This is a genomic window from Coprococcus hominis (ex Arizal et al. 2022), assembly GCF_040094675.1.
Lineage (GTDB): Bacteria > Bacillota > Clostridia > Lachnospirales > Lachnospiraceae > Coprococcus_C > Coprococcus_C hominis.
Window position 1 is genome coordinate 153059 of sequence record NZ_JBBNHG010000034.1, and the last position, 19573, is coordinate 172631.

Annotated in this window: 14 protein-coding genes and 6 tRNA genes; all 20 read right to left on the minus strand. The window is 45.5% G+C overall.

Annotated features, from left to right (window positions below):
- Positions 1-22 precede the first annotated feature (22 nt).
- The 20 genes from AAAT93_RS10485 to AAAT93_RS10580 all read right to left on the minus strand — a co-directional run bounded on the left by AAAT93_RS10485 (position 23) and on the right by AAAT93_RS10580 (position 19476).
- Entirely contained in the window at positions 23-595 is a 573-nt protein-coding gene (locus AAAT93_RS10485) for a TetR/AcrR family transcriptional regulator C-terminal domain-containing protein (RefSeq protein WP_021984706.1), read from the minus strand.
- Between the two features lie 22 nt (positions 596-617).
- Positions 618-2240: a cardiolipin synthase gene (gene cls, locus AAAT93_RS10490; protein WP_021984707.1), complete on the minus strand. Its 1623-nt coding sequence runs from the start codon at positions 2238-2240 to the stop codon at positions 618-620.
- A 101-nt stretch (positions 2241-2341) separates the two neighbouring features.
- Positions 2342-3205, minus strand: coding sequence for a class I SAM-dependent methyltransferase (locus tag AAAT93_RS10495; RefSeq protein ID WP_021984708.1), 864 nt, complete (start codon positions 3203-3205; stop codon positions 2342-2344).
- Positions 3206-3377: 172 nt separating this feature from the next.
- A complete protein-coding gene (locus AAAT93_RS10500; RefSeq protein WP_021984709.1) occupies positions 3378-4736 on the minus strand; it encodes a citrate/2-methylcitrate synthase in 1359 nt (452 codons plus the stop codon).
- A gap of 16 nt (positions 4737-4752) precedes the next feature.
- Positions 4753-7164, minus strand: coding sequence for a serine/threonine protein kinase (locus AAAT93_RS10505; protein ID WP_021984710.1), 2412 nt, complete (start codon positions 7162-7164; stop codon positions 4753-4755).
- Between the two features lie 91 nt (positions 7165-7255).
- The gene (locus AAAT93_RS10510; protein WP_021984711.1) at positions 7256-7846 is read right to left on the minus strand and encodes a metallophosphoesterase family protein; all 591 of its coding nucleotides are present in this window, start codon (positions 7844-7846) and stop codon (positions 7256-7258) included.
- A gap of 5 nt (positions 7847-7851) precedes the next feature.
- Positions 7852-9810 carry a BMP family ABC transporter substrate-binding protein gene (locus AAAT93_RS10515; protein WP_021984712.1) on the minus strand — a complete coding sequence of 653 codons (1959 nt, stop codon included), beginning with the start codon at positions 9808-9810 and terminating at the stop codon, positions 7852-7854.
- 503 nt (positions 9811-10313) lie between these two features.
- On the minus strand, positions 10314-11675 hold the full coding sequence (gene gdhA, locus AAAT93_RS10520) for an NADP-specific glutamate dehydrogenase (protein WP_177981907.1): 1362 nt from the start codon (positions 11673-11675) through the stop codon (positions 10314-10316).
- Positions 11676-11819: 144 nt separating this feature from the next.
- Positions 11820-12353: an Lrp/AsnC family transcriptional regulator gene (locus AAAT93_RS10525; RefSeq protein WP_117781405.1), complete on the minus strand. Its 534-nt coding sequence runs from the start codon at positions 12351-12353 to the stop codon at positions 11820-11822.
- Positions 12354-12480: 127 nt separating this feature from the next.
- On the minus strand, positions 12481-13302 hold the full coding sequence (locus AAAT93_RS10530) for an N-acetylmuramoyl-L-alanine amidase (protein WP_227573417.1): 822 nt from the start codon (positions 13300-13302) through the stop codon (positions 12481-12483).
- 387 nt (positions 13303-13689) lie between these two features.
- Positions 13690-15138: a glycoside hydrolase family 1 protein gene (locus AAAT93_RS10535; protein WP_195541478.1), complete on the minus strand. Its 1449-nt coding sequence runs from the start codon at positions 15136-15138 to the stop codon at positions 13690-13692.
- 19 nt (positions 15139-15157) lie between these two features.
- Positions 15158-16855 carry a methyl-accepting chemotaxis protein gene (locus AAAT93_RS10540; protein WP_195541477.1) on the minus strand — a complete coding sequence of 566 codons (1698 nt, stop codon included), beginning with the start codon at positions 16853-16855 and terminating at the stop codon, positions 15158-15160.
- A gap of 124 nt (positions 16856-16979) precedes the next feature.
- Positions 16980-18029, minus strand: a complete 1050-nt coding sequence (locus AAAT93_RS10545; protein WP_021984728.1) for a hypothetical protein — start codon at positions 18027-18029, stop codon at positions 16980-16982.
- On the minus strand, positions 18026-18586 hold the full coding sequence (locus AAAT93_RS10550) for a sigma-70 family RNA polymerase sigma factor (RefSeq protein ID WP_118671383.1): 561 nt from the start codon (positions 18584-18586) through the stop codon (positions 18026-18028). The genes AAAT93_RS10545 and AAAT93_RS10550 overlap by 4 nt, the downstream gene beginning before the upstream one ends.
- Before the next feature lie 167 nt (positions 18587-18753).
- Positions 18754-18839, minus strand: a tRNA-Leu gene (locus tag AAAT93_RS10555).
- A gap of 30 nt (positions 18840-18869) precedes the next feature.
- Positions 18870-18943, minus strand: a tRNA-Asp gene (locus AAAT93_RS10560).
- A 5-nt stretch (positions 18944-18948) separates the two neighbouring features.
- Positions 18949-19022 (minus strand) — tRNA-Ile (locus tag AAAT93_RS10565).
- Between the two features lie 73 nt (positions 19023-19095).
- Positions 19096-19168, minus strand: a tRNA-Thr gene (locus tag AAAT93_RS10570).
- A gap of 155 nt (positions 19169-19323) precedes the next feature.
- A tRNA-Glu gene (locus AAAT93_RS10575) sits at positions 19324-19395 on the minus strand.
- Between the two features lie 9 nt (positions 19396-19404).
- Positions 19405-19476, minus strand: a tRNA-Asn gene (locus AAAT93_RS10580).
- Between the last annotated feature and the right edge of the window lie 97 nt (positions 19477-19573).

The following is a 19573-nucleotide window of genomic DNA, read 5'->3' on the forward strand; positions in this document are numbered from 1 at the left end:
ATTCATAAATTTTATGTATAGACTATACTAACTCATTCAAGACATCCATCATCGAAGACTTTGTCAGATACTTGTAAACCTCTGACAGATCCTTCGGCGAGATCATATAATCACGTTTAATCCACGCAATCGCTACATAGCACATCGAGTTCGCGTAGTATTCTGCAATAATCTGACGATCAAGCCATGTGTATTTGTGGCTTTTGCCCTGTTTCTTCTGATCGATAATCTCTAACAGAAGCTTCGACACTTCGCTACGCGCAATACTCTCAAAAGAGTTCTGTCCATCGATACACACCGCCCGCTCATAAAAAGCACGCTCATTCTGCATGCTTGAAAAAAGCAATGTCAAACCTTCCTGTATCATATCGTTTAACAGGAGCGGCTTGATTGGTTCGAGCAGATCATGCCGTACAATGTATTCAAGCAGTGCATATTTGTCTGCAAAATGATTGTAAAATGTCGGTCGGATCACACCTGCCTTGTCTGTGATATCCTTGATGGTGATCTTCTCCATCGGTGCCTTGCACAGAAGCTCCTTGAAGCTTGCTGCAAGCAGATCGTCGGTATTTCCTTTTTTTCCTCTTTGCTGCATAACGTTCCTTCTTTCTTCACAGCTACATCAACGGGGCTACTAACCGGAGCAGGCTCTGTCCGAACAATTTCAGGCGGCTCGTCTCCCGGATCTTCTCCTTTGTCACTTCATCACACTTCGCCAGTGTGTCCATATAATCTTCCTTGATCTCATAAATTGAGCTGCAATTAAACATCCATACACCACACTCAAAATGCAGATACAGACTCCGGTAATCGAAGTTGATCGTACCGACCGTTGCCACCTTATCGTCCACAACGACAGTCTTCGCATGGATAAAGCCCGGCGTATACTGGAAGATCCGCACTCCTGCTTCGATCAACTGGTAGTAATATGACTGGGTTACCAGATACACCAGCTTCTTATCCGGGATACCCGGCGTAATGATGCGCACATCAATTCCGCTTTTTGCCGCAAGTGTCAACGCTGTCACCATCTCATTATCAATAATCAGATACGGTGTTGTGATATAGACATAATGCTTTGCCTTGTTGATCATGTTCAGATAGATATTCTCTCCGACAATCTCATTATCCACCGGCGTGTCGCCATACGGCTGAATGTATCCATCCGAGAAGAATGCCATATCCTGATATTTCTCTGGTGAATACGACGAATAATCATCTTTCTCGCCGGTCAGCATCAACCATGTCTGCAAGAACATCAGCGTCAGGTTCCAGACAGCCTCGCCCTTCAGCATGATACCGGTATCCTTCCAATGTCCAAACCGTGATTTCTTGTTGATATATTCATCCGCCAGATTGATACCGCCGGTAAATCCGACATAACCATCAATGACCGTAATCTTCCGGTGGTCACGGTTGTTCTGTCTCAAGTTAAAGACTGGACCAATCGGGTTAAACGCTGCAACCTTGATTCCCTTCTCCTTCATATCCTTGATGAATCGGGAAGGAATCCACATAGAGCATCCAAAATCATCATAGATCAGACGCACATCCACGCCCTCTTTTGCTTTCCGCTCCATGATTTCCAAGATCGTATCCCACATCTCGCCCTGCTTGATGATAAAATACTCCATAAATATAAAATGATTTGCATTGTTTAATTCTTCCACAAGCTTCGCAAAATTATCCTCGCCAAGCGGGAAATAACGCACAGCGGTATTCTTATACACCGGATAACCTGCAGTCTTGGAAATATACGTCGACTGCACACTCGCACTCTGACTCAGCTTCCGGATCTCCCGCTGCCGGCTCTTATCACTCGGCATATACTGAAATGTATCGAGATGATTCTTCTGCGCATCCCGGATAAACTTCATACGGGTTCGGTTACCAGCAATCGCGATATACAGCACACCGCCTAAGATCGGCGTTACCATCATAAGCAGAATCCACGTCAGCTTATACGCGGGGTTTTCTGGCTTATTGACGATATATAGCACAACCGTCGCCGAAATCAAAATCGCCAGCGTTTTCCAGTAAAACATGTAGTTCTTGGCAATTCCATATAGAAATACCCAGAAAAGGATCTGCAGGATCAGGGTAAATACAACAATCGCGATCTTCGTGATATAAATGGATTTAGATTTGTTCTGTCGTCCATATCGCGGTTTGTCATGTTCATGTTCATGTCCGCTACACGTCGTTTCCTGAACCGTTTCCTGTTCTGTTTTCTCTTCCATTGTCTTCTCTGTCTCCTGCAATCTGTCTTTTCCTTCTTTCTCTCTATGTTGACAGTACATGTCAACGAATCGTTACAATGGTTGTTTACATCACATTCTAACTACTCTGCACTCCAGCGTCCTGACGCGCCACAAGGAAGGATCAGTCCTGTCTCTTTCACCGGAAGTCCAATCTCCTGCGACTCCACATGTCCGCCGAATTTCTTTCCTACCTCGGTAGAAATCATATAAGTAAGCACCGCCGGAGCCAGTCCGGTTGTATATGAATTCACTAAAAAGAATAACGGATTATCCGACAAAAGCTGACTTGCCAGTGCGATAAATGGATGGATTTTCTCCTCCAGCTTCCAGATCTCACCCTTTGGTCCTCTGCCATAAGATGGCGGGTCCATGATGATGCCGTCATAATGATTGCCACGGCGGATCTCCCGCTCCACGAACTTCACACAATCATCAACCAGCCAGCGGATTGGTGCATCTTCAAGTCCGGATGCCACCGCATTTTCCTTGCCCCATGTCACCATACCCTTTGATGCATCGACATGTGTGACCTTAGCGCCCGCCTTCGCTGCTGCCAGTGTCGCACCGCCGGTATAGGCAAACAGATTCAGCACCTTGATCTCACGGTTTGCATTTCGTATCTTCTCACTAAACCAGTCCCAGTTCACCGCCTGCTCTGGGAAAAGTCCAGTATGTTTGAAGGTAAATGGTTTCAAATGAAAGGTCAGATCTTTGTAATTGATGCTCCACTGCTTCGGCAGATCGAAGAATTCCCATTCTCCACCGCCCTTGTTACTGCGGTGATAATGTCCATTCAGCTTTTTCCATGCCGGGTTCTTTCTTGGAAGATCCCACAACACCTGCGGGTCCGGACGAAGCAAAATATAATCGCCCCATCGTTCCAGTTTTTCTCCCTTTGAACAATCTATAATCTCATATTCTTTCCACTGATCGGCTACCCACATATACTTTTAGTCCCTTTCGTCTATTTTCTTATACATTGCGTTCTAATTTTATACAAGCAATACTAACACACCCAACTTTCCAACGCAAGAATGAAAGTCCCGTTTTTGTCATGAAATACAGATAAAAAAAGACAGTTTGCACATTTTGTACATGCAAACTGTCGTAATTTTCTTACCAATCACGCTTCTCGATTGGAATATATTCTTTGTGATGACCAACGAATTTGTACGCTGGACGGATAATCTTGCCCTTATTTACCAACTCCTCGATCCGGTGTGCAGACCAGCCAGAGATACGGGAGATTGCAAAGATCGGTGTAAAGATCTCGATTGGCAGCTTCAACATTGTATAAACAAATCCGCTGTAGAAATCAACATTCGCGCAAACCGTCTTGAATGTACGGCGATGCTCGCTGATCAGCTTCGCTGCGATACGCTCAACTCTGTCATACAGTGCAAACTCATCCTGCAAGCCTTTCTCCTCGGAAAGCTTCTTCGCATACTTCTTCAGGATTACCGCTCTTGGATCGGACTCACTATAAACCGCGTGTCCCATACCATAGATCAGTCCAGAATGGTCGAAGCCCTTCTTGTCAAGGAGTCCCTGCAGATACTCGGAAATCTCATCCTCGTTCTCCCAATCCTTGACATGCATCTTCATATCATCGAACATCTGCTGTACCTTGATGTTCGCGCCACCATGCTTCGGTCCCTTCAGAGAGCCAAGGGAAGCAGCGACGGTCGAATACGTATCCGTTCCTGTCGATGTCAATACATGTGTCGTAAAGGTTGAGTTGTTACCACCACCATGCTCCGCATGGATAACCAGACAGACATCCAGAACCTTTGCTTCCAGTGCGGTGTATTTACCATCGGTACGAAGCAGACGCAGGATGTTCTCTGCGGTTGAAAGTTCTTTCTTCGGTCTGTGGATAACTAAGCTCTTATCAAGATAATAGTGTCTGTATGCCTGATAACCGTACGCCGCCATAACCGGAAACTGTGCGATCAGCTGCAGACACTGCATCAGTACATTTTTGATATCCAGATTGTTCGGATCTGGATCGTAAGTATATAAGGTCAGAACACACTTCTGCAGGACATTCATCATGTCACGGCTCGGTGCCTTCATGATAACGTCACGGTTGAAGCTCTCTGGCAGCTGGCGAAGCTCACCAAGCACCTCCTTGAAACAGTCAAGCTGTTCCTGACTTGGCAGATCACCAAACAAAAGCAGATATGTCGTCTCTTCAAAACCATACTGGCTGTTGCGGAAGCCCTGTACGAGCTGCTGTACTTCATATCCTTGGAAATAAAGCTCTCCAGGAATTGGCACACGGTGTCCATCCACAACGCTAAATCCCATAACGTCGGACACTTCTGTAAGTCCGGTCAGTACGCCTCGTCCGTTGGAGTCTCGAAGTCCCCGCTTTACGTTGTACTCTTCGTAGAGATTTAAGTCAATCTTTCCGGAGTCATTACAAAAACGTACATATTCATCTAGTATCTGGTCAAATTTCAAATCTGACATAACCTCAACTCCTATCTTATTCGATCTCTTTGCTCATAGTAAAAGTGTAGTCTGTTATCTTTCCTGTATCCGGATCCGCATAAGCACTTATGCTGATATAATGATCGCCCTCATAGTAATATACATAGTAGGAAATGAAATATGTATATTCGTCCTTAGAGAAATCATCGCCCAGATCGCCATACACCGACTCAATCTTACTTCCATCATCGCCCATCGAAATACCGCCTGGGAACGTGATGTTACTTGTATAATAATCCGCTTCTACTCCGATTTCAGAGATATATCCATACTTTGGCAGAATGGCATTGCCGGTGAAGTTCTCCAGCTTGATGCTGAGCTTCTCGCCGTTTTTCTCCATGTAAGTGCTCTCGTAGTTCTTACCACCGATATAGTCGGAAACGGAAGTATCCAGTGTCCATCCGTCTTTCTCCAGTTCCGTAAATGGAACCGGAAGTACATAATTTTTGTCTCCAATTGTAATAATACCATCAAATCGGTCAGCACTTGCACCACCCGGTGCCACATACTGATCGTTGATTGCCGGTGCATCCATACTCAGATCTGCAACCGAAGTTGCGCCCTCTGGCATTTTGGAATTGATCAACCGGATGGAGATCAGATTTTTCTCCGGTGTCACATCAAAATCCATACCATCTTTCTCGTCATCTCCTGCATAATCAATGGATACATAAGTTCCGCTTCCATCAGAATACTCATTTTCACTCCGGTATTCCGGTGCACCATATGCAGTCTTGATATCACTCTCTGTCGATTCAAACAGCTTGATTCCATTTGCTAACTCGATTGTAAAGTCATCTTTATATTTTCCGGATTTGGAGCTAAATGAGAATCCAACAACATAACAGTCATTGATCTCCGCCTCATTGACACCCGGATTGGCTACGATCACCGTCAGCTGTGCACGATCCGTATAACTTGTGATATAATCCCAGTCACCCGATGCCACCTTCACAGTCGCGCTGTCTGTCTGCCAGCCCTTTGATTTCCACTCTGAATATGGAAGTGGAAACTGGTAGATCGTACCATCGATGTTCGCAGTATAATCTCTCCATGAATCAGACAGTTCCGTCGGCCATACATAGTCGCCTACACCACTTACATCTGTCTCCGTCGTCGCTTCCGTTGTGTTCTCTGTCGTCGCATCTGTCGCACTGGCTGCTTCTGTTGTCTCAGCCGGCTGTTCTGTCGTCGTTGCATCGTTATCTTTTTTCTTTCCTCCGCCTAGGATCAGAACCAACCCTACAATCAGTGCCACAACTGCTGCCGCAATCCCTGCGATCAACCCAATCTTCTTTTTATTTTTTCCAGATGCGGTATCGTTCTGTCCCGGTGCCAGATGCATCGACTGCATCGATGCAGACATCGAACTATTTCCGTTTCCAGATGCGGTATATGGATTTGCCTGCGGCATTGCATTGCCCGCTGTAACCGGTCCACTTCCATACAGATCTGTGAGCAACTGTCCAATATCCTGATAACGTTCCGGTGCCTTTACCGCAAGTCCTTTTCGAAGCACTGTCTCTGTCCGCTCGGATACGGAGATGCCTTTCTTCGAAGGATCTACATAAGTGTCCTCCTCCATACGTTCCACGCCGTTTGGTGGAACCTCACCGGTGAGCATCTTATACATCGTCGCACAGAGACTGTAGATATCCGTCCAAGGTCCCTGTTTTCCCTTCGCATAATACTGCTCTGGTGGTGCGTAACCATGCTTTAAAATCACAGTATAGGTCTTGTCAGTCTCTGCGGACTGTCCGCGTACCGAACCAAAATCAATCAGCTTGATCTTGCCTTCGTTATCAACCATGATATTATCCGGGCTGATATCCCGGTGTACCAATCCATTTTTATGTACTTCATACAGAGATTCAAATACCGGTTTCATCAAAGCAAGTACGGTCGCTTCATCCAGCTTTCCGCCCATGCCCTTAAGATAATGCTTCAGATCCACACCATTGATATATTCCATAACGATATATCCGGTGCCATTTTCATAGAAGAAATCCTTCACGGATACGATACCCTGTAACTGATAGAACTTCGAGAGATTCCGTGCCTCTTCTACATATCGTTTTAAACCCTTGTCATATATTTCTTTCTTACTATCCAGTGTTGATACGATCGTTGTCGTCATCGCATCTCTCTGTGCAAAGCTTTCCGGATAATACTCCTTGATCGCGATATACGTCTGCAGATTCAAATCCCAGCCAATGTATGTAATCCCAAAACCGCCCATGCCAATCACACGGCCGATCATATATTTCCCCTGTAAAACTGTAAACGGACGCAAGCAGTTTGGCTTTTCTTCATAGCCACTCACATCGAACCCGCAATATGGACAGACATCTTCTCCCTGTCCAAGGGCTTGCATACAATTCGGGCACTTATCATATCTATTCTGCATCGTATCCCTCTCCCTAATCTCTGTTAATCTGTGTCATTTTTTACACATATGTTAGAATTATACCAAAAATACTACTTTCCTACAAGTTTTTTCAGATTTCTATGATGTATTTTTCAAACGCATTGACAACTTTTGTATTCTTATATTCTGAAATCCGTTTGAAATCTCTTCCATAATTGATATGCACGTGTCCATGTGCAAACAACAGTGGCTCATACTCATCCAAAATCTGATAAAACGCCTGAAAGCCAGTGTGTGGCAGATCCGTGCTGTCATTCAGTTCAAATGCCGGTGAATGCGTGATCAGAATATCCAGACCACCAGCCTTCTTGATCTTCCTTCGCAACTTGCGCACACGTTTCTTCATTTCATCCTCGGTGAACTGATACATCCCGAAATTATAGCACATACTTCCACCAAGTCCCGCGATCCGAACACCCTCATGCACATATACATCATCATCGATACAGATGCAGCCATCCGGTGGCGTCTCGTCATAGCAGGCATCATGATTGCCATGCACATACAGAATTGGCACCTTCGCAAATGTCGCCATGAAAGACAGGAACTGCGGAGCCAGATCGCCACAGGAAATAATCAGATCGATCCCCTCTAATTTACTTTTCTCAAAATAATCCCAATAATACTTGGACTCTTCGTCTGCAAGTAACAAAATCTTCATTTATCTTAGTCCTCGTCCTTTACCTCTTTTTGTTCGGCATCTGCTTTCGCCTCATCCTTGACACCCTTCTGCTCGACAATGGATTTCGCCTCATCCTTCATATCCTCGACATCTGGAATCTCGCCCTCTACGTTATCCACCAGCCAGTTCATCAACATGATCTCCTCCGGTGTCATGATCTCCTCGTCCTCGTTCTTGATCGTATGATCCTGCGCCCGGAGCACACCATAGAACGGATGGAAGCTGTTCTCACGGATCAGTTTGCCGATAATTCCGACTAACTGTTTCGTGCCTTCAGGCACCTTGTTCGAACAAATGATATCAACGACCTCTGCAGAAAGGCCCCACCAATAATTGATTGCCTTTGTCTTCACAGCATCATCCTGCTTGATTGCACCATTTACCACACTCTCAATCAGTTTCGCATAAAATTCGCCCCACTGATATAGCGGGAATGCGAGGTTGATTGTTTCATCCCCTTCGATATGATATAAGCCATACCGGCGGTTATGTGAATTCGGCTTGATCATAACCTGATCGGAAATGTATTCGATTCCATTTTCCTCGAATTCACGAAGTACATTCTCCCGCGTATTTCCCTTCACGGTCGTCCATTCGAGATAGACCTTCGCATATGGATTCACCATGCGCGCACCAAGCGCAAATGCATTGATGTTCGCAGTCATACCGACGATCGGATAGTCCGCCACATAGCCGATCTTTCCATTCTTTGACAATGCACCCGCGATCATGCCCGCGAGGAATTTCACTTCATAAAGTCTCGCGTAATAGGTGCTGATAACCTTATGAGACGTGTTCAGTGAGCAGTTCATAATCGTGGCTTCCGGATGATTGACCGCCACCTTCACGCTCGCACTGATGAGCTGTGGTGTCGTTGTGAAAATGATTGACACGCCCATCGCGATCAGGTCCTCCATCGCCGATATCGCCTCTTCCTCGGATGCGATATTGTGCACCTTCAGTGTTTTGATCGTATCCGGATAATGCTCATCCAAATATAATCGTCCAAGCTCGTGTCCATACAGCCATTCGGATTCCTGTGGATCCTTGTTGAAAACGAACGCTACCATCACCTTCTTCGGTGTCGAGCTTCGGAAATAATCCATCAGCTTCTTACGTCCGAGCTTCGTCGGCTCCATATGCAGTTCCACTTCCCTGCCTTTGGACTCAATCAGGAACTCATCCCACAGGAGCTTAATCTTCTCCTTCATCTCCGCTTCGGTCATATTCTTTACAGCTTCGTATCCGTAGATGTCAATAAAGATCAGCAATGTGTCGCTGTTGGTCAGCGGCAGCTTATCGCCGCCAAGTGCCTTGAATGACACACAGAACCGATGGTTCGCAGAGCCAAAATCAAGCTTCTGCTCATCTGTCCATTCCGCATCAGGATCTGGACTCGTCAGCTCCAACAGACGGCGGAAACATCCTTCCTGTGAAAACCAGATATAGTTGATTTCTGTCAGCTTGTAAAAATCCATGAATTCATAATAGATCTTCACCTGCAGATCATCCGTTTTCTTCGGAATCTTCCGTGTCACCTGTGCCGGGATTGTAACCGCATCAAAATATTTCATCACGGATACACGCTTATTTCCCTCTACGACATAGAATTTATTCATATATTCGTAAACCTTGATCGGATCACGAATTCCCTCTTCGATCTGGCTGTCACACAGTGCCGACCATTTGGCACCAAATTCTGTCTTATAATCAAGCAGTGGCATGAAGTTGTTCGCAAATGCGTATGTTCTTCCGACATTGCTCGTTCCAACGATACGGTCAAGTGGAATCTGAACGATACCCAGTGACATCTCGCCCACGATATCCACGCCCTCTAATATTTCATCCAAAACCGGAAGGTATTCATTCTCGCCCTTGGAAACCGCATTTTTAAATGCTTTCAGTCCTAATTTCTGTGCTTTTTCGTATTCTACATATGACATAATCGATTCACCTCGTCTCTCATATTACAACGTAATTGTTTTCGTCTCTTAAGTCTTTGTTTGCATACTTGGTTATTATTATATGCGGTTTCTGCATATTATACAAGAGATTTTCCCCTGACAGCGGGGATATTCGACACGGACGCTTTCTGTGGGGTGATGGTTCTGTTCCGGGACCGCTTCCGCTTAGTTGCTCCGAGTAGCGGTACTAAATTCGCGCACGCGCTCATTAAGTACCGACTGTCGCAAATGTCCCTGCACAGAATCCATCATCCCACACAGAAAGCTGTGCATGATCCGCGAAAAGCCCCGCTGTCCTCGCCACGCCCGAAGCCAATTGGGGCTTTGTGGCTGATTTCCCAGCTTTTCGCCCAATTCACTTGCTTCCCTTTAGCTTCCGGTTGGGGGATTCTTCCGGTTTTACGACTTTTCCCCAAAAAAGACATAAAAAAGGGCTGCCTAAAAGGGCAGCCCTGAAAAGTTCTTATAGAGTTTTCTAAGAATTAGCAAACACCCTGTGCAAGCATAGCGTTTACAACCTTCTCGAAACCAGCGATGTTAGCACCGGCTACATAGTCAGCGTTTCCGCCAACGGTTGCATTGTATCTCTTAGCAGCATCAGAAATGTTAGCGTAGATTGTCTCCATGATTCCCTTAAGCTTTCCATCAACTTCCTCGAATGTCCAAGAAAGTCTCTCAGAGTTCTGGCTCATCTCAAGTGCAGAGGTAGCAACACCACCTGCATTTGCAGCCTTACCACCTACGAAGAGAACACCATTCTCCTGAAGGTACTTTGTAGCTTCCAATGTTGTAGGCATGTTAGCACCCTCTGTTACAGAGATAACGCCGTTTGCTACAAGCATCTTAGCATCGTCAAGGTTCAACTCGTTCTGAGTTGCACATGGAAGAGCAAGGTCACACTTAACAGACCATACACCATGATCATCTGCGTTCTTCTTCTCATGATACTGAGCAGATGGACGAGCTGCAGCGTACTCTGTAAGACGTGCTCTCTTAACTTCCTTAACCTCCTTCAGAAGGTCAACGTCGATTCCTTCTGGATCGTAGATCCAACCTGTAGAATCAGAACATGTTACACACTTCGCACCAAGCTGATGTGCCTTCTGGATTGCGTAGATTGCTACGTTACCAGCACCAGATACTGCACAAGTCTTGCCAGCGATATCGATATCGTGATCCTTCAGAAGTGCACTTGTAAGGTATAATAAACCATATCCTGTAGCTTCTGTACGAGCAAGTGAACCACCATATGTAAGTCCCTTACCTGTAAGAACGCCTTCGAACATTCCACGGATTCTCTTGTACTGACCGAACATGAAGCCGATCTCTCTTGCGCCTGTTCCGATGTCACCGGCAGGTACATCGACATCAGCACCGATATATTTGCAAAGCTCTGTCATAAAGCTCTGGCAGAATGCCATGATCTCACGGTCTGACTTGCCCTTTGGATCAAAGTCAGAACCACCCTTACCACCACCGATTGGAAGTGTTGTAAGTGAGTTCTTTAATACCTGCTCAAAACCTAAGAACTTGATGATACCAAGGTTTACGGATGGGTGAAGTCTAATACCACCCTTGTAAGGTCCGATTGCATTGTTGAACTGTACACGGAAACCTCTATTTACCTGAACCTGACCATTGTCATCTACCCATGGAACACGGAACATGAGCTGTCTGTCTGGCTCTGTAATTCTCTCAAGAATTGCATTCTTCTTGTATAATTCCTCGTTCGCATCGATACATGGTCTAAGAGACTCAAGTACTTCTGTTACTGCCTGTAAAAATTCTGGCTGATCTGCATTTTTCTTTCGTACTACCTCGAGTACCTCGTCAACATATGACATAGTAAATTTCCCCCTAGGAATTAAATATTTCGGCTTTTTTCAACCGATAGGCACATTATAATACTAAAGCAAAGGATTGTAAAGAAAAAACTTTAGATTCTTTCGTGAAATTTTTTTTCACTTAAAAATCCTTTGTCTATTTGCCTATTTATCGGTTTTCTCAGATTCCGGATTTTCTGATGCCTTGGCATGAGACTCGAAATCTCTGCCATCCACCTTCCAGTACCGGCATCTGTGCTTCACGCATGTTGAGAATACAATCTGTGTCTTTGTCTTACCAAACTTCTGCAACTCGCCTACGAAATGATCCAGCTCGGTTGTTGTTGGGAAACGGACCTCGATCAGCATAGAGAAATCGCCTGTCACGCAGTTACATTCTACGACATTCAATACGCCGTCAATGTACTCGTTGAACTCTTCACGCTGCTCCGGCTGTACCTCCAGATTGATAAATGCTTTGATATAATGTCCCATGGCTTCTGGGTTCAGTCTCGTTGTAAATCCTTCCAGCACGCCCTCCTGCAACATACGGTCAATACGTGCGCCAACGGCTGTCGGAGACAGAAATACCTGCTCTGCAATTTCCTTCAAAGATGCTCTTGCATTTCCCTGCAGGATATCTAAGATCTTACCGTCAATCTTATCCAGTCGATAATATACCAACTCTCTTTTTTCCATTTTTGTAATCCTCCTAATTCAGGCACGCAGAATTTCCTCTGACCGCCATATGCTGTACATTATACCACTTATTTCGCAACTTGAGAATCCTTTGTGAAATATTATTTTTGATTTTAATTGTCAAGTGTTACACTTTTTTCGTGTAGGCGAGACAAATCCATCCAGCACCACTTTTCAGTTTTCCCCATTTCTGCCCGGATACTGTCTTTTCAGCCACGATCGTGTACACGCCCTTGTCACGGATTACCCCGGTTACTGTATGTGCGACTCCCGCATCCTTGCGGATATTCAAGCCGTTCGCCGTTACCTTCACCTTATAACCGCTTGTGTTTCCAGTAGCCGGTGCAGGCGTCTTCGTTCCAGATGCACCATTTGGTTTGCTTGTTGTGTCTGTTTTCCCAGCCGTATCCGCAATTCCGAGTGTTGCAAGGATTCCACGGGCATACGCCTCACCAAATGCGAGGCATTCTGCATCGGTATCTGCCTGCGCCGCATCCGCTTTGTTATCTACAAATACACCCTCGCAGATGACTGCCGGACATATCGTACTCCGGATAAATCCGAAATAGTCGCGTCCATAAGAATTCTTCTTTGTCTTCAAGCCCCGACTGTTCTGCCCGATCTTCACAACTTCTTTCTCAATGTTCTGTGCAAGCTCCTTTCCTTTGCCGCCGACTACACTGTGGAAGATCTCGAAGCCATCCCCACCACCAGCGTTATTGTGGATATCCAGCGCGAGATCCGGTGCAAATGCATTACAGCGGTCGATCTTTGATACCAGCTTATCGGTCACATCCCCCGTTCGTGAAATGCGGGTGTCAATGCCCCTTGCCTGCAGGTAATCGTAGCAGGCTCTCGCCATCTTCAGATTCACGTCCTTCTCCACGAGATAGCCGACGGCACCGGGGTCGGTACCGCCATGTCCTACACCAATAAATACGCGTGCCATATTGTTCCCTCCAAATATTTTTTTGAAACTTCGAATTTTATCGCAACTTCCGTTGGATATATGTATTTTCATCGCAGACGCGCTCTCGCTCACTTCCGCATGTAACGGTACTAAATTCGCAGGATCAGTCAACAAATTGACTTCCCTGCTTATTAAGTACCGACATGCTCCAATGGTCTGCTTATGAATAATACATATACCCAACTCACATTGCGAAATATCTGGTCGAAGTTTCTAATATACTATATGCAAGTACGGGAACATTGGCACGCAAACCTTGTGTAGCGCGGGCGCATTTATAAATAAGATAAACTGAAAAAAGACTGCAGCGCAGATACGCTGCAGTCTTTGAATTGATGTTTTTGTTTTAAGTTAGAATTGTGGTTCTTACAGTTCCTCGCCGTTTGTCTCGATCACATGCTTATACCAGTCGAAGGAGTCCTTCTTGTAGCGGTTGAGTGTTCCGCTGTTTTCGTCCTCCTCGCGGTCAACATAGACAAATCCGTACCGCTTCTGGTAACCATTCAGCCAGCTCAGCAGGTCGGTATAAGACCATGTACAGTAAGCAAGTACGCGGCAGCCGTCATCGCAAGCTTTTTTAAGTTCTTCGATATGACGCTTCAGGTAATCGATACGATATGGATCATGAATCTTTCCATCCTCGAACTTATCGAACGCACCCAGACCATTTTCAGAAATCACGATTGGGAGATCATAACGGGAAGTAATCTCACGGCAGCACATACGGATGCCCATCGGATCGATCGTCCAATCCCAATCTGTAGTAGGAAGGAACTGATTGGAAGGATTCTTGAAGAGTCCAGGCACGCCCTGTACCTTTGCAGTTCCCTTCTTTCCGGTCGTATTCATCTCGTGCGATGCGCCAACACCATCGATTGGGTTGTATTCTACAACCGTAGTCTGATAATAATTTACACCCATAAAATCAACCTTGGCTGCAGCTTCCTTCAGGATTTCTGCATCTCCCGCTTCCATCTGTGGAGCAACATCTCTACTTTCCAGATATGCCATTGCAGCGCGCGGATATCTACCATATGCGTATACATCCATCCAGTAATAGTTCTTCAGATCATCATAATCTGCTTTTGCCATCGCATTTTCCGGATGACAGTCAATCGCGTAAGATGGTCCATATGCAAATGAAGATCCAACCAATGCTTCCGGATGTAATTTCTTCAAAGCAAGTACACTCTTAGCATGTGCCATAAATGCATGATGATTTACCTGATAGAACAGCTTCTCCTCATCGATCTTTCCTGGTGGGTGCATACCTCCCATCCAGCCCAGACCGGTAAATACATTCTGCTCATTCATGATGATCCAATGCTTTACACGATCGCCAAAATGCTCAAACAAGATTGTTGCATAGCGAACAAAGTCATCTACAATCTGGCGGCTTTCCCAACCATGATACTGGTCTTCCAGTGCCTGTGGCATATCCCAATGATAGACTGTAACCATAGGAACAATGTTATTTGCCAAAAGCTCATTGATCAAATCATCGTAGAACTTCAAGCCTTTCTCATTCACCTCACCATTTCCATCCGGGATAATACGTGACCACGCGATGGAAAAACGATAGGTTTTAAGCCCCATCTCTGCCATCAGCCTGACATCCTCTTTATACATATGATAATGATCAACCGCCTTGTCACCGGTTGTACCCTGGAAAGTCTTACCCGGAATACGTACAAACTTGTCCCAGTTTGACATTCCCTTTCCATCTTCATTCCAGGCACCCTCTACCTGATATGCAGCAGATGCACTGCCCCATAAGAAATCAGCAGGGAAGCCTTTTGATTTTTCAAAATACATTGCGTTCCTCCTTGTCGATTTATAATTTGAATATATTCATACCGTCATCCAGTTCCTGCGCTGCCTGACGCATCGCTGTTGATTTGCCGGAAATATCTTCCATGATTGCACCAACCTCTGTTGCGGATGCAGATGTCTGCTCGGTTCCGGCTGCATTTGCCTCTGCAATGGATGTCAGGTTCTGCACGATTCCTACAACCTTTTCTCTTGCATCATTCAGTCGGGTTGTATGCTCCGAAATGCGGTTGATTCCTTCGATTGACTGTTCAACCCCTGACTGTACCTGTTCAAATGCGCTCTCCGTCTGTTCCACATGGTCACTCTGTGTATGCATGATTTCCTTCACGCCATACATCGTCTCCACTGCCTTTTCTGCATCACGCAGCAGTTCCTGTACGATTTCTTCGATATGCGTCGCTGACTCATTTGTCTGCTCCGCAAGCTTCTGGATTTCACTTGCAACAACACCAAAGCCCTTGCCCTGCTCACCGGCTCTCGCCGCCTCAATACTGGCATTTAATGCAAGCAGATTCGTCTCCTCCGCAATGGATGTGATCAGATGTGTTGCCTCACTAATCTTCATGGCTGCTTCATTCGTTGTATTCGTCTGTTCCGCAATTATGTCAATATGCTCCTCAGCACGTGCATTGACCTTCTCTAATGCCTGCAAAATGTCGGAAGCCTGCGAAGTACATTCCTGCATCTCCTGTGCAAATGCAAGCAGCTTCTCCACCTCGTCGCTCGTCTCCTGCACCATGTTGCCCATCTCCACAACATGCTCTTCTGCGCGCTGTGTCTCACCTGCCTGTGTCGTTGCACCTTCCGCAATATCATTGACCGCCTGTTCCACCTGTTCCATCGTCGTCGATGTCTCCGTGGCATCTGAGTCCAGTACATTAGCAGCGTCCATGACCTGCGCGCTCTTCTCCTTGATATTCTCTACCACACCCTTCAAAGACTGTGTCAGATAGTCAAGGCTTCGTCCCATGCGTCCGATCTCATCCCTACGGTTTGCCAGTCTGGTCTGAATCTCATTCTTCGTCAGATCCATATCTCCGACCTTCACCGTCAGTTCAGAAACCTCATTCATAGGCTTGACAATAATATGCGCAAATACAGATCCGATCGTTGCAACAATCAACAGCTCAAGTAATACGATAATTCCGATTTTTCCTTCTACCTTCCGGATACTGCTGAATACATCGTCATAATCGGCAGTTACTACCATGATAAAATCCTGTGTATCATTCACATAGATACCGGCATACTTGTCTGCACCCTTAAATTCATATTTAACAACTTCATTTTCAACCTTCTCACCTTTGGCAATCTTGGCAACCGCATCACTGACCACCTTGTTCTCCACCGGCTTGCCGATCTTATCTGCAGTTGGATGATACAACATCGTACCATCGCCGCTGACTACATATATGTAGCTGCTTTCGACTCCTTCCACCTGAACGCCTGCAAGTATCGAAGCCAGATGCTCGCCGGAAAGCGCGTCATCACCATCCGTGTCCAGCTCATTGTCCAGCATAACGCCATAAGCTCTGGAAAGATCACGCATATATCCACGTGTGACTGAACCGATTTCCTCTTTCGTAGAAGAAATAAACAGTGCGCAAGCAAATCCTCCCGTTACGAAAGCAAAAAATGCCATCGCCAATAACATCTTCAGACGCACAGAATGTAAAAAATTAACCTTTTTGTGTTCCATATACCGAAACCTCCTGTAACAAAAATACTATTTATATTTTACCACTTTTTGCGTCAGGATTCAATCATAAGAACACGAAAGACCGCTCATTCGATCCGCGGTCTTTCTGTCTTTTTATATTCATTTATTCTTTCATTGGAAGTCGCTCGTTTCCAATCACAACCAGCTCCACCTGTGAGATATCAATCGGCATAGTAAACTCTATTACAAAGTCGATCTGTTGCCGTTCCTGATCGTAATCCTGCGATCCTCCTGCCTCAAAATCAAATCCTCCAATATACGTTCCATCTTTCATCTTGATTTTGATGTACTCATGCAGAGAGAAATCTCCAACACTTGTAAATTTCAGCATCCGTTCACTTAACGTTGCTTCCACAATCTTCGCAGAATTGCTGCAATCCAGCGTGCCCGGTTCAAATTTGCTTTCCTGCAATGCGAATTCCAGTGTCCAGTCTGCTTCCTCAATCAAAACAGTATCGGAATACAGTGCCTCCAGATCCGCCTCATTCCGGTCTGCGTATTTTGGATCGTTTTTATCAATGTGCGTCGTCTCACCATTTAAACCATCAAATTTCATTGTAAGCACATCCCCCTCCTCGAGCTCCATGCCATCCGGAATCAGGTAAATGCTGTCGTACATCCGCTGATTTTCTTTCAGATCACTTTCTTCTCCGAGAATCAGAGACGATGTCTCTTCCAGTTTCTGATCTCCGTAATAGAGGTCGCCCCCTCGCATCCGGAAATCCACATCATACATTTCTGCGTCATAATCCGGGTAGGTCACAGTCCAGATCACATCCACCATATCGCCGGTTGTGATCGCCTTCTCAATCTCAAATGTCAATTTCGTCTCTGCATTTGTAATAACCTTCAATCCATTCGGATAATCCTCTTCAATATATTCCCGTTCCACGTACTGTTCTGGCACTTCTTCCGTCTGCTCATTATGGAAGAATTTATCTAGCAAGCCTTCTGAGTTTGCGTAAGCAATTCCCCCGGATAATACCACTCCTCCAATCAGAGCCGCCGCAATTGTCCGCCATACATGTTTTTTTCGATTGTCATGAAGCTTCGTCCGTACCCTCCGGATACATGCAGCTGTTTCCATCTCTGGAAATTCCATATATTCTTCCTCTGAATGAACCTGATTTAAAACCTCGTATATCTCCATCATACATGTTCCTCCAATCTTCCATGATTTTTTCGCACTTTCTTCTTTGCTCTGGAAACTTTGCTGTAAATCGTAGAGCTGGACACACCATATTCCTTCGCCAATACATCCACATCATCTTCCTCTGCATAATAGCGTAACAATATCTGACGCTCTTCTTCCTTCAGTCCTTCCAGAAGCTTTTCTGTCTCCGTGGATATTTCCTGTTCCAGCGTATCAATTCGGTCGTTTCTCGCTAACTTGCTCTCGTAATTCGATACATCCTCTTCCATACATGTCCGGCTGTATCTGCGCAGATAATCAATCGAACGGAACCGCGCAATGGAAATAATCCAGTTTCTGAAACTTCCCTTTGCCGCATCAAACCGCTCAATATGCTCCCACACATCCAGAAAGACATCGTCCATGCACTCTTCCATTTCCTCTGGAAGTCCCGCAAGGTTATGATTCACCGCAGCTTTCACATAGCCGCCATATTCACGGATGACATACTCCAGAGCCTTTTCATTTCGTCTTTTTAATTTCTCTACAAAATTCTTTTGCGTAATAATTTGTTTCACCCCCGTATCAGTCTGAAGATATCTTCACTTTATTATCCGATCGTTTCTCCTGTTTTCTTGCAAAGAATAAGTAATTTCTGCACACCTTTTGCACACCTAGACGATTTTCGAGCAACAAAAAACGGTGGAACCCTTAATTCTACAAGGTTTCCACCGTTTAAGTTATATGCCGGCAACCGGAATCGAACCGGTACGGGAGATTAGTCCCGCAGGATTTTAAGTCCTGTGCGTCTGCCAGTTCCGCCATGCCGGCAAATTTGAACAACGCTTATGCAGTTGTAAGCGACCCGGATGGGGTTCGAACCCACGACCTCCGCCGTGACAGGGCGGCGCTCTAACCAGCTGAGCCACCAGGCCAAAAGTGGACGTTCAGGGACTCGAACCCGGGACCGATCGGTTATGAGCCGATTGCTCTAACCAGCTGAGCTAAACGTCCGTATTGTCGATATACCTGTATACCCACAACATACATCAATATGAAACTTTATAGCTTCGTATCTAATGTACAAAGCCGATGATCGGACTCGAACCGATAACCTGCTGATTACAAATCAGCTGCTCTGCCAATTGAGCCACATCGGCGTATATATTTATCAGCTGATTTGTAATCAGCTGCTCTGCATGCGACCAACTCACTTCGTTCGTTGATCTTAGTGAATTGAGCCACATCGGCGTATATTATATATACCTATCTGATTATTCAGATAAAAGGACCCTCTTTTGAGAATCCTTTTCAGTGACCCCAACGGGAATCGAACCCGTGTTACCGCCGTGAAAGGGCGATGTCTTAACCGCTTGACCATGGGGCCTTAAAAAAACTCCCCGAGTAGGGCTCGAACCTACAACAACTCGGTTAACAGCCGAGTGCTCTACCATTGAGCTATCGAGGATTATATAAGATACAATATAGCATGTACCTTCAGAACTTCATACAAAGATCTTATATCTAACCTCTTAACAAATCATCTTTCCGTTCTCAAAACCTCT